The sequence below is a fragment of the Lentzea nigeriaca genome, from assembly GCF_016907955.1.
Lineage (GTDB): Bacteria > Actinomycetota > Actinomycetes > Mycobacteriales > Pseudonocardiaceae > Lentzea > Lentzea nigeriaca.
Window position 1 is genome coordinate 24463 of sequence record NZ_JAFBCX010000019.1, and the last position, 22543, is coordinate 47005.

The 22543-nt window shown below is 68.6% G+C and carries 29 protein-coding genes; 13 read left to right on the plus strand and 16 right to left on the minus strand.

Features of this window, described 5'->3' with window-relative positions; genetic code table 11:
- Positions 1–106: 106 nt before the first annotated feature.
- Positions 107–1075: a zinc-binding dehydrogenase gene (locus tag JOD27_RS38265; protein WP_204767255.1), complete on the minus strand. Its 969-nt coding sequence runs from the start codon at positions 1073–1075 to the stop codon at positions 107–109.
- Between the two features lie 70 nt (positions 1076–1145).
- Here JOD27_RS38265 and JOD27_RS38270 point away from each other — a divergent pair, with 70 nt between their 5' ends.
- The 4 genes from JOD27_RS38270 to JOD27_RS38285 all read left to right on the plus strand — a co-directional run bounded on the left by JOD27_RS38270 (position 1146) and on the right by JOD27_RS38285 (position 2536).
- Entirely contained in the window at positions 1146–1370 is a 225-nt protein-coding gene (locus JOD27_RS38270; RefSeq protein WP_204767256.1) for a hypothetical protein, read from the plus strand.
- Positions 1367–1816 carry a guanyl-specific ribonuclease gene (locus JOD27_RS38275; RefSeq protein ID WP_204767257.1) on the plus strand — a complete coding sequence of 150 codons (450 nt, stop codon included), beginning with the start codon at positions 1367–1369 and terminating at the stop codon, positions 1814–1816. Before JOD27_RS38270 ends, JOD27_RS38275 begins: the two co-directional genes overlap by 4 nt.
- Entirely contained in the window at positions 1813–2076 is a 264-nt protein-coding gene (locus JOD27_RS38280) for a barstar family protein (RefSeq protein ID WP_204767258.1), read from the plus strand. The genes JOD27_RS38275 and JOD27_RS38280 overlap by 4 nt, the downstream gene beginning before the upstream one ends.
- Positions 2077–2176: 100 nt before the next feature.
- Positions 2177–2536: a DUF2690 domain-containing protein gene (locus tag JOD27_RS38285; protein ID WP_204767259.1), complete on the plus strand. Its 360-nt coding sequence runs from the start codon at positions 2177–2179 to the stop codon at positions 2534–2536.
- Here JOD27_RS38285 and JOD27_RS38290 read toward each other — a convergent pair.
- From JOD27_RS38290 to JOD27_RS47320, 13 genes are all read right to left on the minus strand, one after another.
- On the minus strand, positions 2533–3306 hold the full coding sequence (locus tag JOD27_RS38290; RefSeq protein ID WP_204767260.1) for an enoyl-CoA hydratase-related protein: 774 nt from the start codon (positions 3304–3306) through the stop codon (positions 2533–2535). The two genes, JOD27_RS38285 and JOD27_RS38290, sit on opposite strands and share 4 nt — an antisense overlap.
- 71 nt (positions 3307–3377) lie before the next feature.
- Positions 3378–3983 (minus strand): cyclase, encoded by a 606-nt coding sequence (locus tag JOD27_RS38295; protein WP_204767261.1) that lies wholly within the window; start codon positions 3981–3983, stop codon positions 3378–3380.
- Between the two features lie 151 nt (positions 3984–4134).
- On the minus strand, positions 4135–4563 hold the full coding sequence (locus JOD27_RS38300; protein ID WP_204767262.1) for a hypothetical protein: 429 nt from the start codon (positions 4561–4563) through the stop codon (positions 4135–4137).
- A gap of 127 nt (positions 4564–4690) precedes the next feature.
- On the minus strand, positions 4691–5386 hold the full coding sequence (locus JOD27_RS38305) for a sirohydrochlorin chelatase (RefSeq protein WP_204767263.1): 696 nt from the start codon (positions 5384–5386) through the stop codon (positions 4691–4693).
- Positions 5383–6255 (minus strand): ABC transporter permease, encoded by an 873-nt coding sequence (locus JOD27_RS38310; protein ID WP_204767264.1) that lies wholly within the window; start codon positions 6253–6255, stop codon positions 5383–5385. Before JOD27_RS38310 ends, JOD27_RS38305 begins: the two co-directional genes overlap by 4 nt.
- Positions 6239–7015 (minus strand): ABC transporter ATP-binding protein, encoded by a 777-nt coding sequence (locus tag JOD27_RS38315; protein ID WP_204767265.1) that lies wholly within the window; start codon positions 7013–7015, stop codon positions 6239–6241. The genes JOD27_RS38310 and JOD27_RS38315 overlap by 17 nt, the downstream gene beginning before the upstream one ends.
- 19 nt (positions 7016–7034) lie before the next feature.
- Positions 7035–8096, minus strand: coding sequence for an ABC transporter substrate-binding protein (locus JOD27_RS38320; protein ID WP_372441792.1), 1062 nt, complete (start codon positions 8094–8096; stop codon positions 7035–7037).
- 5 nt (positions 8097–8101) lie between these two features.
- A complete protein-coding gene (locus JOD27_RS38325; protein ID WP_204767267.1) occupies positions 8102–9448 on the minus strand; it encodes a sulfate adenylyltransferase subunit 1 in 1347 nt (448 codons plus the stop codon).
- Positions 9449–10351 carry a sulfate adenylyltransferase subunit CysD gene (gene cysD, locus JOD27_RS38330; RefSeq protein WP_204767268.1) on the minus strand — a complete coding sequence of 301 codons (903 nt, stop codon included), beginning with the start codon at positions 10349–10351 and terminating at the stop codon, positions 9449–9451.
- Entirely contained in the window at positions 10348–11043 is a 696-nt protein-coding gene (locus JOD27_RS38335) for a phosphoadenylyl-sulfate reductase (RefSeq protein ID WP_204767269.1), read from the minus strand. Before JOD27_RS38335 ends, cysD begins: the two co-directional genes overlap by 4 nt.
- Positions 11040–11198, minus strand: a complete 159-nt coding sequence (locus JOD27_RS38340) for an Insertion element protein (protein ID WP_112229091.1) — start codon at positions 11196–11198, stop codon at positions 11040–11042. The genes JOD27_RS38335 and JOD27_RS38340 overlap by 4 nt, the downstream gene beginning before the upstream one ends.
- Positions 11195–12880: a nitrite/sulfite reductase gene (locus JOD27_RS38345; protein WP_275591919.1), complete on the minus strand. Its 1686-nt coding sequence runs from the start codon at positions 12878–12880 to the stop codon at positions 11195–11197. Before JOD27_RS38345 ends, JOD27_RS38340 begins: the two co-directional genes overlap by 4 nt.
- 110 nt (positions 12881–12990) lie before the next feature.
- Positions 12991–13077: a putative leader peptide gene (locus JOD27_RS47320; protein ID WP_372441793.1), complete on the minus strand. Its 87-nt coding sequence runs from the start codon at positions 13075–13077 to the stop codon at positions 12991–12993.
- Positions 13078–13249: 172 nt separating this feature from the next.
- Here JOD27_RS47320 and hemW point away from each other — a divergent pair, with 172 nt between their 5' ends.
- The gene (hemW, locus tag JOD27_RS38350) at positions 13250–14458 is read left to right on the plus strand and encodes a radical SAM family heme chaperone HemW (protein WP_204767271.1); all 1209 of its coding nucleotides are present in this window, start codon (positions 13250–13252) and stop codon (positions 14456–14458) included.
- Here hemW and JOD27_RS38355 read toward each other — a convergent pair whose 3' ends face one another.
- Complete coding sequence (locus JOD27_RS38355; RefSeq protein ID WP_204767272.1) at positions 14459–14869, minus strand: hypothetical protein; 411 nt, start codon at positions 14867–14869, stop codon at positions 14459–14461.
- A gap of 176 nt (positions 14870–15045) precedes the next feature.
- Here JOD27_RS38355 and hrcA point away from each other — a divergent pair, with 176 nt between their 5' ends.
- From hrcA to JOD27_RS38385, 6 genes are all read left to right on the plus strand, one after another.
- Positions 15046–16068 (plus strand): heat-inducible transcriptional repressor HrcA, encoded by a 1023-nt coding sequence (gene hrcA / locus JOD27_RS38360; protein WP_204767273.1) that lies wholly within the window; start codon positions 15046–15048, stop codon positions 16066–16068.
- Positions 16069–16126: 58 nt separating this feature from the next.
- Complete coding sequence (dnaJ, locus tag JOD27_RS38365; protein ID WP_204767366.1) at positions 16127–17275, plus strand: molecular chaperone DnaJ; 1149 nt, start codon at positions 16127–16129, stop codon at positions 17273–17275.
- On the plus strand, positions 17272–18003 hold the full coding sequence (locus JOD27_RS38370; RefSeq protein WP_204767274.1) for a 16S rRNA (uracil(1498)-N(3))-methyltransferase: 732 nt from the start codon (positions 17272–17274) through the stop codon (positions 18001–18003). The genes dnaJ and JOD27_RS38370 overlap by 4 nt, the downstream gene beginning before the upstream one ends.
- 444 nt (positions 18004–18447) lie before the next feature.
- The gene (locus JOD27_RS47000; protein WP_204767275.1) at positions 18448–19107 is read left to right on the plus strand and encodes an alpha/beta hydrolase; all 660 of its coding nucleotides are present in this window, start codon (positions 18448–18450) and stop codon (positions 19105–19107) included.
- 9 nt (positions 19108–19116) lie between these two features.
- A complete protein-coding gene (locus JOD27_RS38380; RefSeq protein WP_204767276.1) occupies positions 19117–19707 on the plus strand; it encodes a TetR/AcrR family transcriptional regulator in 591 nt (196 codons plus the stop codon).
- A gap of 11 nt (positions 19708–19718) precedes the next feature.
- Positions 19719–20036 (plus strand): histidine triad nucleotide-binding protein, encoded by a 318-nt coding sequence (locus tag JOD27_RS38385; RefSeq protein WP_204767277.1) that lies wholly within the window; start codon positions 19719–19721, stop codon positions 20034–20036.
- On the opposite strand, the gene JOD27_RS38390 is transcribed toward JOD27_RS38385, so the two are convergent.
- Positions 20033–20782 (minus strand): GNAT family N-acetyltransferase, encoded by a 750-nt coding sequence (locus JOD27_RS38390; RefSeq protein ID WP_204767278.1) that lies wholly within the window; start codon positions 20780–20782, stop codon positions 20033–20035. The genes JOD27_RS38385 and JOD27_RS38390 overlap by 4 nt on opposite strands.
- A gap of 145 nt (positions 20783–20927) precedes the next feature.
- Between JOD27_RS38390 and JOD27_RS38395 the strand changes: the two genes are divergently transcribed.
- Together JOD27_RS38395 and ybeY are read left to right on the plus strand one after the other, a co-directional pair.
- Positions 20928–21977, plus strand: coding sequence for a PhoH family protein (locus JOD27_RS38395; protein WP_307830575.1), 1050 nt, complete (start codon positions 20928–20930; stop codon positions 21975–21977).
- A 5-nt stretch (positions 21978–21982) separates the two neighbouring features.
- The gene (ybeY, locus tag JOD27_RS38400) at positions 21983–22543 is read left to right on the plus strand and encodes an rRNA maturation RNase YbeY (RefSeq protein WP_189256585.1); all 561 of its coding nucleotides are present in this window, start codon (positions 21983–21985) and stop codon (positions 22541–22543) included.

The following is a 22543-nucleotide window of genomic DNA, read 5'->3' on the forward strand; positions in this document are numbered from 1 at the left end:
AGCTCCCTTGCAGAAGGTGGGTCCGGGCGAACCTATTCGCGTCAACTGTCACGCGGTTTGTCCGGACCCACCAAACAGGAGCCTGGTTTTTGTTCTGTTGTCCTGTTTACGGGCGAGTGAGCACGATCTTCCCGGCCGTCTCGCCGTCCATCATCGCCTTGAGGCCCTGCTCTGCGTCCTCGAACTTCAGCTCCGCGCCGATCTGCGGCTTGAGACCGTTGAGCGCGCAGAACTGGATCAGGTCGCCCAGCTCCTCGCGCGTGCCCATGGTCGAGCCGACCACGCGCAACTGCAGGAAGAAGAGGCGCTGCAGCTCGGCCGCTGTGGCGTCACCGGACGTGGCGCCCGAGATCACGACGATGCCGCCGGGCTTGAGCGCCTTCATCGAGTGCGACCAGGTGGCCTTGCCGACGGTCTCGAACACCGCGTCCACCCGTTCGGGCAGGCGCGCGCCGGACTCGAACGTCTCGTGGGCGCCCAGGGCCGTGGCCAGCGCGCGCTTCTCCTCGCTGCGGCCGGTGACCCAGACGCGGAAACCGGCGGCACGGCCGAGCTGGATGAGCGCGGTCGACACGCCACCCGACGCGCCCTGCACGAGCATCGTCTGGCCGGGACGCAGGCCGGACTTCACGAACAGCATCCGGTACGCGGTGAGCCACGCCGTGCCCATGCAGGCGGCCTCGGCGAACGACAGGCCCGCGGGCTTGGGCAGCGCGTTGCGGGCGGGCACGACCACGTAGTCGGCGAACGTGCCCTGGTGCTTCTCGGTGAGCAGCGTGCGCTTCGGGTCGAGCGTCTCCTCACCCGACCAGCTCGGGTCGCCGATGACCGAGTGCAGCACCACCTCGGTGCCGTCGTCGAGGGTGCCGGCGCCGTCGCAGCCCAGGATCATCGGGAACTGCTCGGCCTTGATGCCGACGCCGCGCAACGTCCACAGGTCGTGCATGTTGAGGCTGGCTGCCTTGACCGCGACGCGCACCCACCCGTTCGGGACCTCGGGCTCGGGGCGCTCGCCGACGCGAAGCGAGGCCAGCGGGTTCTCAGGACTGGGTTCTGCTGCGTAAACGGCGAACATGGTTCGCAACATACCGACCGTCTGCCTGGCCAAATGCCGTAACACCGGTCACGGGACTAGAGTCGGGCGAGTGGACTGGCTGGTGCAGTGGTGGGACGGGGTCGAGCTGTGGGTCGTGCAGCTGCCCGTCGCGGTGCAGTTCCCCGTCGTGATGATCGTGGTGTTGCCGCTCTGCCTGGGCGTGGCGCGGCTGATCGACCGCGTTGCTGACTGGGGTGCGAAGAACCCCGCGTCGGGGATCGACGCGGCCCCGGAGCCCGAGCCTGAGCCCGAATCGGAGAAGATCGCCGCGTGAGTCCTGGTCGTCGCCTGACCGTCGCTCTGGTCGGCCTCTTCGCTCTGGTCCTGATCGGGTGGTTCGTCAAGGACAACACCTCCGGACCGCCTCCTGGGGTCAACAAGCCGGTGGTCACGAGCACCGCCGGGAAGGCGACCGTGCCCGGCGCGGACTCGGGCTTGGAGATCAAGTCCCTGTCGAAGCTGCCCGCCGAGGCCTACGCGACCTGGAAGCTGATCGAGTCGAACGGCCCGTTCCCGTACCCGCGCAACGACGGCGTGACGTTCGAGAACCGGGAGAAGCGGCTGCCGCAGCAGAAGTCCGGGTACTACAAGGAGTACACGGTGCCGACGCCCGGCAGTTCCGACCGCGGCGCGCGGCGGCTCATCACCGGTTCGGAAAGAGAAGTCTTCTACACCGGCGACCACTATTCGTCGTTCGTCGTCGTGGACGTGACGAAATGAAACGGCACATTCTCGTTTCGGAGAAGTCGGCGGCGATCTCGGCCATTGCCGAGGCGCTCGACTTTCCGGACTGGTTCGGCCAGAACCTCGACGCGTTGTACGACAGCCTGACCGATCTCTCGTGGCTGCCCGAGGGTGAATACGTGCTGGTCGTGCCCGCGAACCTGGACTCGTCCGTCGCGGACGTGCTGCGTGACGCTGTGAAGCGGACCGCTGAATCAGGTGACCGGAAACTGCGCGTCATTCGCACAGAACGGTGACTTGGGCTGCGCTTCTCCCGTCCGGAGTGGACAGTGCAGCTCCATGGGAACGCAATTCCGTCGCTTGAGTCATGCGCTCGGTGTCGTCATGGTTGTCGGCGTGCTCTGTCCGGCCGTGTCGTTCGCCGGTGACCCCGACTGCTCGCAGGACGAACCGTTCACGCCGTTCGACACGATCGACGGCGACAACCCGGTGACGATGCAGAACGGCCGCGTGATCGAGCTGCGCGCGTCGAACAAGTCCAAGTGCGCGTGGGGCCGCATCTCCTACGGCACACCCGGCGAGGAGATCTGGACGGACCGCAAGGACCCCTCGGCCAACGAGCACGAGGGGTTCCTCGGGTACACGCGGATCGACTCGGGCACCGTGAAGTACACCGAGCCGTTCAAGAACGACGGCAAGATCATGCGCGCCTGCGGCTCCTCGCAGGGCGTGATCGAGTGCACGGGCTGGTTCTAGTTGGTGGGAACCCAGGAGGGCCTGCGCTTCTCCCTGAACGCCGCGATGCCCTCCTGCCCCTCCGGCCCGCCGAAGTGCTGCGCCGACAGCTTCAGCATGTCCGCGAAGACCTCGCCGAGGTTCGTGGACCGCTCCCGCTGCAACATCTCCTTGGTGGCGGCGAGGGCGTTGGGCGCGCCGAGCGCGAGCATGTCGGTGTAGCGGCGGACCTCGGCGTCGACGCCGTCGACGGGCACCGCGGAGTTGATCAGGCCGATCTCCTTGCCTCGGTTGGCGTCGAACACCTCACCGGTGAGGAACAGCTCGTGCGCCTGGCGGGGAAGCAGGCGCGGCAGCACGGTGACCGAGATGACCGCGGGCACGACACCGATCCTGACCTCGCTGAACGCGAACGTCGCCTCGTGCGCGGCGACCGCGATGTCGCAGGCCGCGACGATGCCGACGCCACCCGCGCGAGCCGGCCCCTTGAGCGCGGCCACGACCGGCTTCGGGCTGGTCCAGAGCTGCTCGAGGATCGCGGGGAACTCGTTGACGCCCTGGTCTCCCGCGCTCGCTCCGGCGGCCTCCTTGAGGTCCATGCCGGAACAGAACACGGAACCCGTGTGGGTCAGCACGACCACACGCACCCCGTCGTCCTGGTTCGCCGCGGTCAGGTGCTCCTTGAGCTCCCGGCGCAGCTGCGCGGACAGGGCGTTGCGGTTGTGGGGTGAGTCCAGCGTGATCGTCGCGATGCCACGCTGCACCTTGAAGTGGACGAGCTCGTCTGCCATGGCGCTGACCTTAGCCGGGGCAGACGAGCTCTACTCTGTGATGCCCGGCAGGGGGTGGGGCATCACCAGGGTCAGCCGATGGTCGTGGTCGTCAGCACGGGGCTGGGGTCCGGGTAGCCCTTCGCGGCGGCGTTGACCGGGAACCCGATCACGGAGACGACGGCGGTGAAGGTGAGGCCGGGCGTGTCGTAGCTGGTGCCGCCCAGCTTCGTGGTGATCGTGCCGGTGCCGCCCGCCTGCAGGTTGATCGTGACGGTCGGCAGCTCGAAGTCGGCGCCGCCCTTGATCGGCCCGGGAACGCTGAGCACGACGTCGTTGCCCTGCAGGGCGATCGTCGGCGTGCCACCGAGCCCGGCGCCGCCGGACAGCGACGCGGACTGGAACTTCGAGTTGGCGGGCACCGGCAGCTTGAGCGCCAGCCCCTTGATCTCCCGCACCTGCCGCCCACCGGCCTCGGCCGGGATCTTGTTGGGCGCCGGGTCGATCGTGACCTTGAGGGCCCCGTTGGGCGCGACCGTCGCCGGCGCACTCGCGTCGATCCCCTGGTCGAGCGTGAAGTCCGACGACTGCCCGGCGGCACTGGCCCGGAGCTTGTAGGTGATGGTCTGCGGCGCTGCCTCCGCGTTGGTCGCGAACGCCAGCACGAGTAGCAGGGTTGCGATTCCGGCTAGCTTCATGGCCTCTCCCCGTTGAGTGGACACATCCAGCACGCGGCGTAATCACCTGACTACTCATGAGTATGTTTCACGTCAACGGTTCACACTTCACATCGCCCGAACGGCTGCGCGCATTCGATCTTGTGGCGGCGGCCGGAAGTGGCGATTTGCTTCAGCCCCGCCGTGTGGTGGCGTGGCCGAGCGCACCGATCACCGACACCACCAGCCCGGCGAAGAACAGGCCAAAGCCCAGCTGGAGGTTGGACCCTCCAGGAGCCGCGGGCTCCACCCGGAGGGGCGACGGGAAATCGGTCGGTGGCGTGGGGACGCTCGGCGTCATGTCGCTCAGCACCCCGAAGAAGAGAACGCCCATGCCGGCCATCGCCAGGAGCGCACCGAGCCACGTGCAGGCCACGACCCACGCGGGCGCCCCGGACAGGTCGGCGTGTCCGCCCCGGCGCCGCCTGTCGTCGTGGAAGAGACCGTCGCGGTGGAGGTCTTCGCGATGGAGGTCTTCGATGTCGTCGGCGGAGCCGTCGAAGATGCCGTCGCGTGCGCTGTGGTCGTGGCTGTGGCTGTAGCTGGATGGATCGTCGGTCACGTCGCCCCCCGCTGCCGTTTGCGCAGTGGTATCACGCGGCTGGACTGCGGACGGGGTGATTGCGGAAATCGGGCGGGCAACAGCGGTTGGGGGCAAATGTGCCATGCGTCGTGCAGAGCCTCTGTCGCTAGGCAGCCAAAGTTTGCCGCGCCAAGGCTTCGTCGTACCGGTCCAGCACCAGCTGCGCCACCTCGACATCGTCCCCCAACGGCCGCGCCACCACGGCGTCACCCGCCAGCGAAGCAACCTTGTCCGGCAACAAACCCGGCGCGAGGAACCACGAGGCAACAGCAATCCTCGTGGCGCCCTTGGAGCGCAACCGCTCGATTGCCTCCGGCACGGTCGGCGAGGCGATCGACGCGAACGCGGCCTCAACCCCGGCCCACCCGGACTCGCGAGCCCACCGCCGGGCCACTGTGGCCACCGCCTCGTTCGCAGGTCCGTGCGACGACCCAGCCCCCGCCAGCACCACACCCAACGACCGGTCGCCGAACGAAACCCCGGCCTCCGACAGCCGCCGCAACGCAGCCGACTCCAGCCGCGGATCCGGCCCCAGCACGTCGGTGACGACCGCGGGCACACGCGACTCGGCGACCGCGGCCGGAACGTCCACCCGTGCGTGATAAGCCTTGCCCAGCAACAAAGGCACGACGACCGACGGCCCGCGCAGCACGTCGCTCAGCCGGGGCGCGCACAGGTCCAGGAAGCAGCCGCGGACGTCGAGTTCCGGCCGCAGCGACCGCACGACGTCCAGCAAAGCGTGAATGGACGCGGCCGAGCGGGGATCGCGACTGCCGTGGGCGACAGCGATCAGCGGGATCACAGCGCTCCCGTCAGTCCACGAGCCCGCAGCACGGCGCGCTCCAACGGGCGGAACAGCAGCAGCTCGATCCCAATGCCCACCAACAGGATCAGGAAGATCGCCGCGATCACCATGTTGATGTCGTTCAACGACGACCCGTTGTGCAGGTACTGCCCGAGCCCGGTGCCGAGCTGCGGTGACGTCGCGATGATCTCCGCGGCCATCAGCGACCGCCACGAGAACGCCCAGCCCTGCTTCAACCCCGCCAAGTACCCAGGCAGGGCAGCGGGCAGCAGGATGTGCCGCGCCGAAGCCAGTCGCCCAGCACCAAGAGCACGTCCAACCCGTGGCAGCAAAGGCGGAATCTGGTCGATACCGGCCACCAGGCCGTTGGCGATCGACGGCACCGAACCCATCAGCACCACGAAGTAGATCGTGGACGGCGTCACGCCGAACCACAGGATCGCGGCCGGAACCCAGGCAACCGAAGGAAGCGACTGCAGGCCGGTCAGCAACGACCCGATCCCCGCGCGCACCACGCGCACCTTGGCGACCAGCAACCCCAGCGGCGTCGCGATCAGCACCGCCGCGATGAACCCGAACACCGCCCGGTGCAACGAGGTCCACAGGATGCCGAACGCCTCACCGGTGCCGATCGAGCGCACGAGCTCGTTCCACACGTTGACCGGCGCAGGCAGGCGGAACTCCGGCAGGATCGCCGAAGCCCACAACGCCTGCCACACGCCGAGAAGCAGCGCGAACGCGATGATCGGTGGCACGCCGGTCTTCAGGAAACGGCGCCAGATCGGCGGCTTGTGCGCCTCCACGGGCACATCCAGCGCGTCGAGGCCGGCGCCGACCTTGTCGAGCGTGTCAGACGGCGTGGCCACTGATGACCTCTCGCAGGTGGGTGTTGATCTCGTCGAGAACCGTGTCGGAAGAGTCCGTGACGTCCCACTCGCGCACCACACGGCCTGGTCGCGAGGAAAGCAGCACGACGCGCTGACCCAGGCGCACGGCCTCGCGGACGTCGTGCGTCACGAAGATGATCGCGGTGTTGGTGGTCTCCCACACGCGCAGCAGCTCGCTCTGCAGCACGTCGCGCGTGATGGCGTCCAGCGCCGCGAACGGCTCGTCCATCAGCAAAAGCGCGGGAGCGCCGTCAGCCGACACAGTCGTGGACGCCAGCGCGCGGGCCAGAGCCACGCGCTGGCGCATACCACCGGAAAGCTCGTGCGGACGCTTGTCCGCGACGTCGCCGAGCCGCACCAGCTCCAGCAGCTCCAACGCACGACGCTTGCGCGCCAACCGGCCCACACCGGCGAAGCGCAGCGCCAGCTCGACGTTGCGAGCGGCGGTGAGCCACGGCATGAGCGCGGGCTCCTGGAACATCACGGCCGGGCGCGACGTGTTGAGCTGCAGCTCACCCGACGTCGCGCCGTCCAGGCCGGCGACGATGTTCAGCAGCGTGCTCTTGCCGCAGCCCGACGCGCCGAGAAGGCACACGAACTCGCCGGGCTTGACCTTCAGGTCGACCCCGTCGAGGGCCACCACGGCCGAGCTGCCGTGGCCGAACACCTTGCGGACGCCGGCCAGTTCGACGGCAGTATCCACAGTAGACAGAACAGTGGTCTCGAGCGTGGCGGTCATGTCCGTGTCCCCTCGCGAGTTACTTCTTGTCCAGTCCGGCTGCTTGCACCTGCGGCTTGCCCTGCGCCTGCAGGACCTTGTTGAGCAACGTGAAGTCGGCGTACCCGGCGACGTTCGCGGCCTCGGTGGCCACCCCCGCGGTCACGGCGTCCTTCGCGAGCTGCGGGAAGGTCTTGGCCTGCGGGTCGGTCGTCAGCTCGATGTTCTTCCACGCGGCGTCGAGGATCTTGTCGCCGAGCTTCTTGGACGTGAGCTTCTCCAGCGCGGCGTTCACGGCCTTCTTCGCGTCGTCGGCGTTGCTCTTGGCCCAGTCGACCGCGGCGACGTGGCCCTTGAGCACGGCCTCGACGGTCTCCGGGTGCTCCTGCAGGAACTTCGTCCGCACGATGATCACCGTGGTCGGGAACTGCCCGCCCTCCCACAGGGTCTTCTCGTCGATCAGCACCTTCGCGCCCGCCTCGGCGACGATGCGCGACGACCACGGCTCCGGCACCCACGCGGCCTGGATGTCGCCCTTCTTGAACAGGTCGAGCGTCTGCGCGTTCTCGACGTTCTGGACGGTGACCTGGCCGGTGAGGTTCTTGCCTGCCAGGTACTTCTTCAGCGCCACGTCCTGGGTGTTCGCGAGCTGCGGCGTCGCGATCGTCTTGCCCTTGAGGTCCTCGATCGAGTTGATCTCGGGTTTCGTCACCAGCGCCGCGCCACCGGACGTGGCACCGGAGATGAGCTTCACGGCCTCGCCCTTGGACTTCGCGTAGGCGTTGATCGCCGGGCCGGACCCGATGTAGGCGATGTCGAGAGACTCACCGAGAAGTGCGTTCACCTCGTCGGGGCCCGCGTTGAACGTCTGGGTGGTGAGCTTGGTGGATCCGAGCTCCTTCTTGAAGAGCTCCTTCTCCACGCCGATCAACGCGGCGGCGTGGGTGACGTTCGGGAAGTAACCGAGGCGAACCTCGCCCGCCGGTCCCTTGGACTGTGCGGCTGCGGGAGTGTCGCTGGACCCGGCGCGGCTGCAACCGGAAAGTGCTGTCAGGGCAACGAGTGCGATGGCAACGGCGGGCTTGAGGTTCACGGCGGATATGCCTTTCAGGGACCGGGGGAGACGAGGGCGTGGGTGTCAGGGGCAGCGTTTTCGCCGCCCTCGGTACAGCTCTCCACGCCGTTCTCGAGCAACGGAAGCGGAGCCCCGACCAGTCCGGCGGCGAGCGTGGATCCGTCGCTCGCGTCGATCACCAGGAAGGACCCGGTGCGCCGGCTGAAGCTGTAGTCGTCGAGCGGTACTTCCTCCGCGAGGCGCAGCGCCACCCGGCCGATCTCGTTGAGCTCCAACGTGGCCGGACTGTCCACACTGGACAGCCTCTGCTCGTCGAAGCGGTCGCGCAGTTCGGTGACCATCGCCTGCACGGTGCGCGTGCCGTGCTTGACGAGGACTCGGGCACCGGCGCGCAGTGGCTTCTCGGCGAGCCAGCAGAGGGTGGCGTCCAGCTCGTCGGTGACCTTGGGCTCGTTGCCCGCCACCGAGATCAGGTCGCCGCGCGAGATGTCGATGTCGTCGGCCAGCAGCAACGTCACGGACTGGCCGGCCGCCGCCTCCGCCAGTTCGCCGTCGGCCGTGTCGATCTTCGTGACCGTCGAGCGACGACCCGACGGCAGCACCACGATCTCGTCGCCCGGCTTGACCGTGCCCGCGGCGACCAGACCGGCGTACCCGCGGTAGTCCAGGTGCTCGGCGGTGCGCGGGCGGATCACGTACTGCACCGGGAAACGGAACGGGGCGTCGTGCGGGTCGGGCTCGACCGGCACGGTCTCCAGGTGCTCCAACAGGGTCGGGCCGGAGTACCACGGCGTGTTCGCGGACTTCTCCACGACGTTGTCGCCGGCGAGCGCGGACACCGGGATCTCGACCACGGCGTCCTCGGTGTAGCCGAGAGCCGTCGCGTGAGCCGTGAACTCCTTGGCGATGCGGGAGAACGTCACCTCGTCGTAGTCCACGAGGTCGATCTTGTTGACCGCCAGCACGAGCCGCGGCACACCGAGCAGCGCGAGAACCGCGGCGTGGCGGCGGGTCTGCTCGATGACGCCCTTGCGCGCGTCGACCAGCAGGACCGCCAGCTGTGCGGTGGACGCGCCGGTGACGGTGTTGCGGGTGTACTGCACGTGGCCGGGGGTGTCCGCGAGCACGAACGACCGCTTGGGCGTCGCGAAGTACCGGTATGCCACGTCGATCGTGATGCCCTGCTCCCGCTCCGACCGCAGGCCGTCGACCAGCAGCGACAGGTCCGGCGTCGCGAGACCGCGGTCGGCGCTCGCGCGGTGCACCGCGTCGAGCGTGTCCGCCAGCACGGACTTGGTGTCGTAGAGCAGCCTGCCGACGAGCGTGGACTTGCCGTCGTCCACGCTGCCCGCCGTGGCCAGCCTCAACAGGTCGCTCATTTAGAAGTAACCCTCCCGCTTGCGGTCTTCCATGGCGGCCTCGGACAGCCGGTCGTCGGCACGCGTGGCGCCGCGCTCGGTCAGTCGTGACGCGGCGACTTCGGCGATCACCGCGTGGATGTCGGCGGCGTCGGACTCGACGGCACCGGTGCACGAGCCGTCGCCGACCGTGCGGTAGCGAACCGTCTTGCGCACCAACGTCTCGCCCTCGCGCGCCGTGCCCCACGGGCCTTCGGCGAGCCACATGCCGTCGCGCAGGAACACCTCGCGCTCATGCGCGTAGTAGATGTCCGGCAGTTCCACGCCCTCGCGCTCGATGTAGTTCCACACGTCGAGCTCGGTCCAGTTGGACAGCGGGAACACGCGGACGTGCTCACCGGGGCGGTGCCGGCCGTTGTAGAGGTTCCACAGCTCGGGGCGCTGTCGCTTCGGGTCCCACTGGCCGAACGCCGTGCGCAGGCTGAAGATCCGCTCCTTGGCGCGAGCGCGTTCCTCGTCCCGCCGGCCGCCGCCGAACACCGCGTCGAACTTGTGCGCGGTGATCGTGTCGAGCAACGGCACGGTCTGCAACGGGTTGCGCGTGCCGTCCGGGCGCTCCTGCAGGCGGCCGTCGTCGATCCAGTCCTGGACCTTCGCGACCTCCAGGCGCAGACCGTGTTGCGCCACAACGCGATCGCGGAACTCGATGACCTCGTCGAAGTTGTGCCCGGTGTCGACGTGCAGCAGCGGGAACGGCACCGGCGCCGGGTAGAACGCCTTGATCGCGAGGTGCAGCAGCAGCGTCGAGTCCTTGCCGCCGGAGAAGAGGATCACCGGCCGGTCGAACTCGCCCGCGACCTCGCGGAAGATGTGGATCGCCTCCGATTCGAGGCGTCCCAACGTGTCGAGCGTCGCTGTCGTCATCCGTGCAACCCGCATTCCGTCTTCGCCTGACCCGCCCAGCGGCCGCTGCGGGCGTCCTGCCCCGGCAACGGCTTCGACGTGCACGGCAGGCAGCCGATGGAGGGATATCCCTCCTGCACCAGCAAGTTCTCGAGGATCCCCTTCTCGCGGATGTAGGCGTTGAACTCGTCATCGCTCCACGGTGCGATCGGGTTGATCTTCACCAGGCCGTTGCGCTCGTCCCACTGCACGATCGGCGTGTTGGCGCGCGTCGGTGCGTCGACGCGGCGCACACCGGTGACCCACGCGTCGTACTTCGCGAGCTCGCGGCGCAGCGGCACGACCTTGCGCAGGTTGCAGCACTTGGCCGGGTCCGTCTGGTACAGCAGGCCGAACTCGCGCTCCTGGTCTTCGACCGACTGCTCGGCCGCGGCGTTGACGATCCGCACGTCCGGGTAGACGACGCCGACGGCGTCACGCACGCCGATGGTCTCCGGGAAGTGGTAGCCGGTCTCCAGGAACAGCACGTCGAAGTTCGGCTTCACCTGGGCTGCGAGATCGATCAGCACAGCGTCCTGCATGTTCGACGCGACGATGTAGTTGTCGCCGAACGTCCGCGCGGTCCACTCCAGCGCCTCGATCGCCGTCGCGTCCTTGAGCTCCTGCTCCGCCGCCTCGGCGACGATCTTGAGGTCTTCCTTCAGATCGCTCACTTCTTCACCTCCTGCGGCAGGTTGAGCCCGACGAACTGGACCTTGAAGACGCGGCGGCACCCGGTGCACAGCCACGCGTAGCTGGGTTCCTCCTGCGGCCGGAGGTCCTCGTCGCCGCAGTAGGGGCAGTAGAAGGGCGTCGCCCGTTCGCTCACCTCAGCGCACCCTCTTCCGCGCGGGCGACCCACTGGGCGAAGCGCTCGTCGGTTTCGCGCTGGGCAACGAAGTTCCGCACGACGCGCTCGACGTACTCGGGCAGCTCGCTCGCGGTGACCTTGTGGCCGCGCAGCTTGCGGCCGAAGCCCGCGTCGAGGCCGAGGCCGCCGCCGAGGTGCACCTGGAAGCCCTCGACCTGGTTGCCCTCGTCGTCCGTGACGATCTGGCCCTTGAGGCCGATGTCCGCGGTCTGGATGCGGGCGCAGGAGTTGGGGCAGCCGTTGATGTGCACGGTGATCGGCGCCACACCGACAGCACTTTCAGTGATGTCCGCGAGGTTGGCCTCCAGCTTCGCGACGAGGTCGTTGGCGCGGGCCTTGGTCTCCACGATCGCGAGCTTGCAGAACTCGATACCGGTGCAGGCCATGACGCCCCGCCGCCACGGCGACGGCTCGGACTGCAGACCCAGCTTGGCGAGATCCGCCTGCAGCGTCTTGACCTCACCCTCCGGCACGTCCAGCACGACGATCTTCTGCTGGGGCGTGAGGCGGACCCGTGAGCTGCCGGCCCGCTCGACGATCTTCGCGACCTCGACCAGCGTGCTGCCGGACACGCGACCCGCGATCGGCGCCGCGCCGACGTAGAACAGGCCGTCCTTCTGCCGATGCACGCCGATGTGATCACGTTGCTGGTTCAGGGTTTCCGGCGCCGGGCCGTCGAGCATCCTGCGCTTGAGGTACTCGTCCTCCATGACCTGGCGGAACTTCTCCGGGCCCCAGTCGGCGACGAGGAACTTGATGCGCGCGCGGTGCCGCAGCCTGCGGTAGCCGTAGTCACGGAAGACGCTGATGACGGCTTCCCACACGTCCGGCACCTCTTCGAGCGGCACCCAGACGCCGATTCGCTTGCCCAGCATGGGGTTCGTGGACAGGCCGCCGCCGACCCAGAGGTCGAAGCCGGGTCCGTGCTCGGGGTGGTCGACGCCGACGAACGCGACGTCGTGGATCTCGTGCGCGACGTCCTGCAGACCGGAGATCGCGGTCTTGAACTTGCGCGGCAGGTTGGAGAACCGCGGGTCGCCGATGTAGCGCTCGAGGATGACGTCGATCGCCGGCTGCCCGTTGATGATCTCGTCCTCGGCGATGCCCGCGACCGGCGAGCCGAGGATGACGCGCGGGCTGTCGCCGCACGCCTCCATCGTGGTGAGGCCGACGTCTTCGAGCTTCTGCCAGATCGTGGGAACGTCCTCGATCCGGATCCAGTGGTACTGGATGTTCTGCCGGTCGGTGATGTCCGCGGTGTCACGCGCGTACGTCTGCGAGATCTCACCGAGGACGGTCAGCTGCTGCGTGGTGAGCGCACCGCCGTCGCTGCGCACGCGCATCATGAAGTACTCGTCGTCCAGCTCTTCCGGCTCGAGCGTGGCCGTGCGGCCGCCGTCGATGCCGGGCTTGCGCTGGGTGTAGAGGCCGTACCACCGGAATCGTCCGCGCAGGTCAGCGGGGTCGATGGAGTCGAAGCCCCGGTGGGCGTAGATGTTCTCGATGCGGGCGCGGACGTTGAGCGGGTTGTCGTCCTTCTTGCTCCGCTCGTTGGGGTTCAGCGGCTCTCGGTAGCCGAGCGCCCACTGCCCCTCGCCGCGACGCTGCTTGGCGCGCGGTGACGTCTGCGGCGGGACCATCGCCATCCTCCGGGGTTTCGAGGCGCCGAGTGCGCATGCGAGCCCAGAGGTGCTTGTGGTGGGGGCCTCGTCAGCGCACCAAGCGCCGACGGGAACAAATCAGCGCGTGGTTATGCCGTGCGACGGCACATCGCGCTGGAAACACGACGGAAGTCGACGTGGCGGCGGGCCACGAGGCGAACTCCAGTCGAAGGCATGCGACCAGTGTGCCTGGCGTCCAGAGCATGGTCCACCGCCAACCGAATGCTGGGATTCTCCAGGGGAAGTTGACATCATCGGCCGGTTTCGCTCAGTGATGATTCTGTCACCGACAGATACTTCTCCTGGTCGGACACCGCCATCCGGGTCCTGTGGTGGACACTAGCTGTCATGCCCTCCGCTTTGCCCGAAGGCGAGCCCGCGCCCGCCGACGGTTCGCTTCCCGCGTCCGCTCTCGCCGCAGTCGGCACCCGTCCGTTCGGCATCTACGTGCACGTGCCGTTCTGCGCGACCCGCTGCGGATACTGCGACTTCAACACCTACACGCCGGGTGAGCTGGGCTCGTCCGCCTCGCCCGAGTCGTGGCTGGAGGGCCTGCGCCGTGAGCTGGATCTCGCGGCCTCCGTGCTGGGCACCGCTCCCGCCGCCTCGACCGTCTTCGTCGGCGGCGGCACCCCCTCGCTGCTGGGTGCCTCCGGCCTGACTGATGTAGTGGACGCGGTACATCAGTCGTTCGGCCTAGCCCCGGACGCCGAGGTGACGACGGAGTCCAACCCGGAGTCGACGTCGCCGTCGTTCTTCGCCGACATCCGGAATGCGGGATACACGCGGGTGTCGCTCGGCATGCAGTCGGCAGCCCGCCACGTCCTGCGGATCCTGGACCGCAAGCACACCCCCGGCCGCCCGGTCGACGCCGCCCGCGAGGCCCGCGCCGCGGGCTTCGACCACGTCAACCTCGACCTGATCTATGGCACACCGGGGGAGCAGCCGGCTGATCTGATGACTTCGCTCGACGCCGTTCTCGACGCGGGCGTCGACCACGTCTCGGCGTACGCGCTGATCGTGGAGGACGGCACCGGCCTGGCCCGGCGCATCCGCCGCGGCGATCTCCCGATGCCGGACGACGACGTCCTCGCGTCGTCCTACGAGATGGTCGACTCGGTGCTGAGCGGCGCCGGCTTCTCCTGGTACGAGGTCTCCAACTGGGCCACCTCGGAGGCAGCCCGGTGCCGGCACAACGTCCTGTACTGGAAGGGCGCCGACTGGTGGGGTTTCGGCCCCGGCGCGCACAGCCACGTCGGCGGCGTCCGGTTCTGGAACGTGAAGCACCCGGCGCGCTACTCGTCCCTGCTCGCCGAGGGCAAGTCGCCCGCCGCCGGGCGCGAGGTCCTGTCGGACGAGGACCGCCGCGTCGAGCGCGTCCTGCTGGAGCTGCGCCTGGCCGAGGGTCTGCCCACTGATGTATTGGATATCGCCGGGCGCGAGGAGGCGCGATCGGCCATCGCCGATGGCCTACTCGAACCGCTGGACGACCGCTGCGTGCTGACGGATCGGGGACGCCTGCTCGCCGACGCGGTCGTCAGGCGCCTGCTGCCCTGATCAACGAGCACGGATGTCGTGCTGGCTGCGCACCTCCGTGACGACGTGCCCGTGCTTGCGGTACGTCACGGTGGCCCACCACAACCCGTCCGGACGTCTCGCCTCCTCCCAGACCAGGGTGCCGACCCACCACTCGTCGTCGCTCAGCACCAGGCAAGGCTTGTCCGCCGGCTGCGCTCCGCCGTGCCGTTCGAGCCACGCCGGCGCACAGCAGTAGTCGCAGGGCTGGAGCTGGCCGGGGCTCACGTCGGCCCAGCGCACCGGCACCACCTCGGGTGTGTCCTTGCCGATCAGCCGCAACCGGTTCTGCCCCTTCCGCAGCCACTCGCAGGCCGGATCGTTGTGGTAGGTCCGGCCGCCCTTCGCGCGCCAGCCCCGGTCGAGCACGCCGGGTGGCGGCTCCTCGTCCACCGTGGTCCCCCTCTTCGTCCAGGTGGTTTGGACCCTAGCGACCACCACCGACAAAAACGGGGGCCGTTCGGGTCAGGCAGAACTTGAGTCCCGGTTCAGCAACGGAGCAGAGCTGGCTCCCAGCAGGAAATCGCCTGGGTAAACTCGGGAGTAGCGGACACGGAGGTGAAACAGCGGTGAACGCCGATGAGCGTCGGTTCGAGGTGCTGCGCGCCATCGTTGCCGACTACGTGTCCAACCAGGAGCCCGTCGGGTCGAAGGCCCTGGTGGAGCGGCACAACCTGGGTGTGTCGAGCGCGACCGTGCGCAACGACATGGCCGCGCTGGAGGACGAGGGCTACATCGCCCAGCCGCACACCAGTGCAGGGCGCGTGCCGACGGACAAGGGCTACCGGCTCTTCGTCGACAAGCTGAGCGAGGTCAAGCCGCTCTCGCAGGCCGAGAAGCGGGCCATCCGCAGCTTCCTCGACGGGGCGCTCGACCTCGACGACGTGATGCGCCGCAGCGTGCGGTTGCTCGCGCAGCTCACCAGGCAGGTCGCGGTGATCCAGGTGCCCACCCTGTCCCGCGCCGCCGTCCGTCACCTCGAAGTACTGCCGATCACGCCGTCACGGCTGATGCTCGTGCTGATCACCGACACCGGCCGGGTCGACCAGCGCATCGTCGAGCTGGGCGACGTGATCAGCGAGGACGACGTGGGACACCTGCGCGCCATGCTGAACCAGGCCATGGCGGGGCAGCGGTTGTCCGACGCCAGTGCCAAGGTCGCCGAGCTGCCCGACGAGGTGCGGCAGGACCTGCGCGACCCGATGCTGCGGGTCGCGACGGTGCTGATCGAGACGCTCGTCGAGCACCCGGAGGAGCGGCTCGTGCTCGGCGGCACCGCGAACCTCACCCGCAACGTCGCGGACTTCCCCGGTTCGCTGCGGCAGGTGCTGGAGGCGCTCGAGGAACAGGTGATCGTGCTCAAGCTGCTCGCCGCTTCCCGCGACCCCGGTCGCGTGCTGGTGCGCATCGGCGAGGAGAACGAGGCTGCTGAGATGCGCAGTACTTCGGTGGTGTCCATCGGTTACGGCAGCCGCGACAATCCGCTGGGAGGCCTCGGCGTCGTCGGACCCACGCGCATGGACTATCCCGGAACGATGGCGGCCGTGCGCGCGGTCGCCAACTACGTCGGTGAGATCCTCACTGGTCGTTGAAACAAGGAACGTCCCCCCGAGAACTTTGCTCTGAAAGATGAAGACGAAAGCGAACAAGGTGGCCAGGGATTACTACGGCATCCTCGGTGTCGCGCAGAACGCGACACAGGATGAGATCAAGCGCGCCTATCGCAAGCTCGCAAGGCAGCTGCACCCGGACGTCAATCCCAACGAGGAGGCCCGCTTCAAGGAGGTCACGGCCGCCTACGAGGTGTTGTCGAACCCAGAGAAGCGCCGCATCGTCGACCTGGGCGGCGACCCGCTCGACTCGGGCGGCGGCGGACGCGCGGGCGGTGACCCGTTCGCGGGCTTCGGCCTCGGCGACATCATGGACGCGTTCTTCGGTGCCACGTCCGGCGGCGGACGCGGTCCGCGCAGCCGCGTGCAGCCCGGCTCCGACGCGCTGATCCGGCTCGACATGACGCTGGAGGAGTGCGCGGCGGGTGCCACCCGTGAGCTGACCGTCGACACCGCGATCCTCTGCGACCGCTGCCACGGCGCCGGCACGTCCGGCGACTCCAAGCCGATCCGCTGCGACACGTGCAACGGCCGCGGTGAGGTCCAGTCGGTGCAGCGCTCGTTCCTCGGCCAGGTCGTGACGTCACGCCCGTGCCCGGTCTGCCGCGGCTACGGCGAGGTCATCCCCGACCCGTGCCAGCAGTGCAGCGGCGACGGCCGCGTCCGCTCGCGCCGCACGATCTCCGTGAACATCCCCGCCGGTGTCGCCGAGGGCATGCGCGTGCGCCTCGCGGGCCAGGGCGAGGTCGGTCCCGGCGGTGGCCCTGCGGGCGACCTCTACGTCGAGGTCGAGGAACAGCCGCACGAGATCTTCGAACGTGACGGCGCCGACCTGCACTGCGTCGTGCAGATCCCGATGACGACGGCCGCACTGGGCGCCACCCTGCCGTTGAAGACGCTCGACGGCGAGGAAGACCTGCAGATCGACCCCGGCACGCAGCCGAACACGCAGCTGGTCCTCCCCGGCCGCGGCATGCCGAAGCTGCGCTCCACCGGTCGCGTCGACGGCCGCGGCGACCTGCACGTGCACCTCGATGTCGTCGTGCCCACGAAGCTCGACGCCGCCCAGGCCGCACTGCTGCGCGACCTGGCCGAGCTGCGCGGCGAGAGCGAGCCCTCGTTGTCCCACAACGGCAAGGGCGGCGGCGGGCTGTTCTCCCGCCTGCGTGCCTCGCGCGGCAACCGGTGACCCTGCCGGTCTTCCTCGTTCCGGCGCTGCCGCCGGGTGAGGAGTTCGTGCTGGATGGTCCGGAAGGCCGCCACGCCGCGACCGTGAAGCGCCTGCGCGTGGGCGAGGAACTCGTGCTGTCCGACGGTTCCGGCACCCTCGTGCGGTGTGCGGTGGTGGCCGTGGAGCGGGACGCGTTGGCGCTGAAGGTGCTCGACCGCACGGTGGAGCCCGAGCCGTCGCCCCGCGTCGTGCTCGCGCAGGCGTTGGTGAAGGGCGACCGCGGTGAGCTCGCGGTCGAACTGGCCACCGAGGCCGGTGTGGACGGTGTGGTGCCGTGGCGCGCCGCCCGCTGCGTGGCGAAGTGGGAAGACGGCCCGCGCGGCGCGAAAGCGTTGGGGCGCTGGCGTTCCACGGTCCGCGAGGCGGCGAAGCAAGCCCGCCGCTCGCGGGTGCCCTTCGTCGACGAACCCGTGACCACGGCACAGCTTTCCCAGCGCGTGTCGTCCTCGGCACTCACCCTCGTGTTGCACGAGAGCGCGACCGACCGACTGTCCGATGTCGACCTTCCCGAATCCGGAGACGTGCTGCTCGTCGTCGGTCCCGAGGGCGGAATCACGCCCGACGAACTGGAAGCGTTGCGATCATCGGGCGCCCGGATCGTCCGATTGGGCCCAACTGTTCTGCGTGCATCTACCGCCGCCGCGGTTGCTCTCGGTGCGCTCGGGGTACTCACGTCCCGCTGGTGACCCAGTTCACTCACAAGGTGAACATCGGATGGATTGGCTTGACGGAAGTTGTAGCGAACCCCAGGCCGTTGGGGTTACTCTAGTTGCAGAGGGGCTCAATTGGTCTAGCCGTAAACGGAGTAGACAGTTAGGCCTTTCTGACCAAGGACTCGCCGGACACCTCCCCCCTCGGTCCGGCGTCGGCGCCTCGCGGCGAAGCGACCCCCAGGCTTCGGACCGCGAGGCGCCCCTTTTGGTTTGGGCGCACCTGCTCGGCGCTGGCGCGCCTTCGCCGGTGGCCCAAAAGGGTGTCTTTTGGGGGCCAAGCCCCCACACCCCAGCCGGGGGCTCCGCCCCCGGACCCCGGCCGGCTCGGCGCTTCGCGCCATCGCGGCCTATCCCATCCTTCTTTTTGTGCCTCGTTGTCTTCGGGTCTGTTTTCGTTGTGTCGCGTAGGTTCTGCGTGTGCAGCGGATTGCTTACGGTGAGCACCCCAGTCAGTTCGGCGAGCTCTACGTTCCCGATGGTGTTGCTGAGGGTGCTGTTGTCGTTATCCACGGTGGTTTTTGGCATCAGCGGTACGGGTTGGAGCTTGGGCGGCCCCTCGCGGAAGTGCTTGTGGGGGACGGGTTTGCCGTTTGGAACATCGAATATCGGCGCGTTGGTGGTGGTGGCGGTGGATGGCCGCAGACCGGTGAGGACGTGTTGGCTGCCATTGAGGCTGTCGATGTCGGGCCCGTTGTGACGCTGGGGCACAGCGCTGGCGGGCATCTCGCTGTGTGGGCGGCCAAGCACAGCGAGCGAGTGGTCGGAGCTGTGGCACAGGCGGCGGTGCTCGACTTCACCCAGCACATCACGGCCAGGGCGCTGGAGTTGTGTTCGGAGGAGCAGTTCGCAGAGGCATCGCCGGCCGCGCTGGTACCCATCGGCAAGCCGGTGATCTGCGTGCACGGTGATCTCGACGAGGACGTTCCGGTCGAGCAGAGCGTCGATTTCTGCGCCGTGGAACCACAGGCGGAGCTCGACGTGGTGAAAGGCGCCGGGCACATGGACATGATCACGCCGGGCACCGAGTCGTGGGAGAGGTGTCGCCGGGCGGTCGTTCGGCTTGCGCGCGGCTGCTAGAAAGGGCCGGTGCCGAAGGTTGTCGACCACGAGGAACGTCGCCGCGAACTGGCCGAGGCCGTGTGGCGCATCGTGCAACGGGACGGGATCGACCACGCGTCGGTGCGTGCCGTCGCCGCCGAGTCCGGGTGGTCCAGCGGCTCGTTGCGGCACTACTTCCCCACGCAGGACTCGTTGCTGGGGTTCGCGATGGAGCTCGCGTACCGGCGGTTCCTCGCGCGGCTCGAGAGGATCGATGACTCGCTCGGCAACCGGGAACTGGTGAGAGCCGTCGCGCACGAGATGCTCGCGCTGGACGAGGAACGGCGGGTCGAGGCCGCCGTGCTGTTGTCGTTCCTGCCGCGGGCGTTGGTGGAGCCGTCGTTGCACGAGTTGGAGCGTTACGGCACGCGACAGGTCTACGGCGAGCTCGCTCGGGTGCTCACGGACGCCCAGGAGGCGGGGGAGCTGCGGGACGGTGTCGTGCCGATCAAAGCGGCGCGGCGCACTCTCGTGCTGATCGACGGGCTCAACATCCACCACCAGCTCGGGCCGGAGGAGCTGACGGTGGACGACATGATCGAGGCCGTCGACGAGCACCTCGACCGGTTGTTCGCCTAGCGTCTTCAGGCATGTCCTGTTTGTTCTGCCGGATCGTCGACGGGGAGATCCCCGCGACGGTCGTGCACGAGACCAAGACGACTGTCGCCTTCCGCGACATCCGCCCCAAGGCACCGGTGCACGTGCTGGTCATCCCGCGCGAGCACGTGCCGAACGCCGTCGACCTCACCGGTGAGCAGCTCGGCGACCTCTTCGCCGCCGCGAAGGAGGTCGCCGAGGCCGAAGGTGTCTCGGAGACCGGCTACCGGCTGGTGTTCAACACCGGGCCCGACAGCGGGCAGGAGGTCTTCCACGCGCACCTGCACGTGCTCGGCGGCAGAAAGCTCTAGCCGAGTGCGTGCGAGGCGGGCGCGAAGTAGCGCGACCGGTCGCCCGGCACGTCGTCGGCGCCGCGCACCATCAGCCTGCAGCCGCCGACGCCCTTCTCGAAGCCCTGCTCCAGCAGGAAGGCGCCCACGTCGGCGTTGTCCGTGTCCATGCGGACCTGGCCGGCGCCGACGGCCACGTCCGTGATCATGTCGCACGCCGCCGCGGCGGACGGCGCGATCACCGGGCCGATCGTCAGGCCGGTGGGATTCGGGCGGGTGACGACCGCGCCGGACTCCGACACCCGCACCGTGTACGGCGCGGCCGGGTCGAGCAGCCGTTCCCAGAGTGACGGCCGGGTGTAGCCGCTCGCCTCGCGGTCGAGCGCCGCCAGCGCGTCGGCGTCGGCGGGAGTGGCTTCCCGCGTCACGCCGGGCGCGGTGCCGCGGAGCACGCCCCGGTACTCGGTGGTGGCCCCGACAGAGTGAAAGCCGAGCCGGGCGTAGAGCGGCTCACCCATGGCCGTCGCGTACAGCACCGATGGGCCGATATCCAATATGTTGGACATCAGTCGGGTGCCGATGCCGCGGCGACCGGCCCACGATGCGACCAGCACTCCGCTGATCGCCTGCATCTCGGGATACGGCGTCGTCAAAGTCGTGCCGAGCAGCCCGGTCGAGTCGAACGCGCCCCACCCAGGACCCAGTTCGAGCATCAGCTCCCACTGCGCGGGCGTCCACGCCCAACCCCGGTCCGTGATGAGCTTCATGCACTCGGGTATGTCCTCGACGCCAAGCCTGCGGATCTCCACAACCGGTGAGCACACACGGTGAGCAATCCGGTAGCCACTCATTTTCGGCCGGACTAGCATCGACGCCACCAGATCCGAGCGACAGGAAGCAGGCCGGGGCCACGTGGCCGAAGAAACACAGCAGAGCATCAAGGAAGGTCAGTCCCGGTTCGCCGTGCCCGACGGCGCGGTGCTCAGCCTGCTGGGGTCGCGAGACGAGAACCTCCGGCTCGTGGAGGAACTGCTCGACGCCGACGTGCACGTGCGCGGGAACGAGATCACGCTGTCCGGCGACCCCGCGGACGTGGCCTTCGCGGAACGGGTCTTCAGCGAGCTCGTCACCCTCGCCAGCCGCGGCCAGGCCATCGACCAGAACACCGTGCGCCGCACGGTCGCGATGCTGTCCGCCAACGCCGACTCCTCGCCTGCCGAGGTCCTGAGCCTCGACATCATCAGCCGCCGCGGCCGCACGATCCGGCCGAAGACGCTGAACCAGAAGCACTACGTCGACGCGATCGACAAGAACACCGTCGTGTTCGGCATCGGCCCCGCCGGCACCGGAAAGACCTACCTCGCCATGGCCAAGGCCGTGCAGGCGCTGCAGTCCAAGCAGGTCAACCGCATCATCCTGACCCGCCCGGCCGTCGAGGCCGGCGAGCGCCTCGGTTACCTGCCCGGCACGCTCTACGAGAAGATCGACCCGTACCTGCGCCCGCTCTACGACGCGCTGCACGACATGGTCGACCCGGAGTCGATCCCGCGCCTCACGCAGGCGGGCACGATCGAGGTCGCACCGCTGGCGTACATGCGTGGTCGCACCCTTAATGACGCGTTCATCATCCTCGACGAGGCGCAGAACACGACGCCCGAGCAGATGAAGATGTTCCTCACCCGGCTCGGGTTCGGCTCGAAGGTCGTCGTGACGGGTGACATCACCCAGGTCGACCTCCCCGGCGGCCAGCGCAGCGGTCTGAAGGTCGTGAAGGACATCCTCGAAGACGTCGACGACGTGCACTTCTCGGTCCTTACCAGCCAGGACGTGGTGCGTCACCGGCTGGTCGGCGACATCGTCGACGCGTACGAGAAGTGGCAGGTCGAGCAGGACGCGATCGACCAGGACGGGCGACACCACGGACCCGGTGCACGCCGGGGGAACCAGCGCCGGGGACGATAGGCGCCGTGAGCATCGAGATCGCCAACGAGTCGGGCGTCGCGGTGGACGAGGGTTCCATCGTCTCCGCCGCCCGCTTCGCGCTGGACCGCATGGGCGTGAGCCCGCTGGCCGAGCTGTCCGTCCTGCTCGTCGAGCTGGACGTGATGGCCGACCTGCACGAGCGCTGGATGGACCTGCCCGGTCCCACGGACGTCATGGCCTTCCCCATGGACGAGCTGGACTCGGCTCGCCGGCCCGACGCCGCCGGGCTCGGCCCTGCGCTGCTCGGGGACATCGTGCTGTGCCCGGCGTTCGCCAAGGACCAGGCCAAGAAGGCGGGCCACGGCCTGCTGGACGAGCTGCACCTGCTGACCGTGCACGGCGTGCTGCACCTGCTCGGCTACGACCACGCCGAGCCCGCCGAGGAACGTGAGATGTTCACGCTGCAGAACCGCATCCTCGCGGACTTCCGCACGGCGCGTGACGAGGCCGAGCGTGCGGCGCATCAGCGCAGCGCGGACGACAAGGTGCTCGGCGCGGTCGGTCTGGACGAGCAGAAGCCGCTCCAGCATCCCGAAGAAGACTGA

What these genes read in the sequence shown, in the direction of transcription:
- cysD (WP_204767268.1), bottom strand. Translation starts at nt 10,351, where the DNA reads ATGACGACAGCGACGCTCGACACGTTGGGACGCCTCGAATCGGAGGCG.
- JOD27_RS38385 (WP_204767277.1), top strand. Translation starts at nt 19,719, where the DNA reads ATGTCCTGTTTGTTCTGCCGGATCGTCGACGGGGAGATCCCCGCGACG.
- JOD27_RS38295 (WP_204767261.1), bottom strand. Translation starts at nt 3,983, where the DNA reads ATGAAGCTAGCCGGAATCGCAACCCTGCTACTCGTGCTGGCGTTCGCG.
- hemW (WP_204767271.1), top strand. Translation starts at nt 13,250, where the DNA reads ATGCCCTCCGCTTTGCCCGAAGGCGAGCCCGCGCCCGCCGACGGTTCG.
- JOD27_RS38390 (WP_204767278.1), bottom strand. Translation starts at nt 20,782, where the DNA reads ATGAAGCTCATCACGGACCGGGGTTGGGCGTGGACGCCCGCGCAGTGG.
- JOD27_RS38345 (WP_275591919.1), bottom strand. Translation starts at nt 12,880, where the DNA reads ATGGTCCCGCCGCAGACGTCACCGCGCGCCAAGCAGCGTCGCGGCGAG.
- JOD27_RS38325 (WP_204767267.1), bottom strand. Translation starts at nt 9,448, where the DNA reads ATGAGCGACCTGTTGAGGCTGGCCACGGCGGGCAGCGTGGACGACGGC.
- JOD27_RS38280 (WP_204767258.1), top strand. Translation starts at nt 1,813, where the DNA reads ATGAAACGGCACATTCTCGTTTCGGAGAAGTCGGCGGCGATCTCGGCC.
- JOD27_RS47320 (WP_372441793.1), bottom strand. Translation starts at nt 13,077, where the DNA reads ATGCCTTCGACTGGAGTTCGCCTCGTGGCCCGCCGCCACGTCGACTTC.
- JOD27_RS38290 (WP_204767260.1), bottom strand. Translation starts at nt 3,306, where the DNA reads ATGGCAGACGAGCTCGTCCACTTCAAGGTGCAGCGTGGCATCGCGACG.
- JOD27_RS38315 (WP_204767265.1), bottom strand. Translation starts at nt 7,015, where the DNA reads ATGACCGCCACGCTCGAGACCACTGTTCTGTCTACTGTGGATACTGCC.
- JOD27_RS38265 (WP_204767255.1), bottom strand. Translation starts at nt 1,075, where the DNA reads ATGTTCGCCGTTTACGCAGCAGAACCCAGTCCTGAGAACCCGCTGGCC.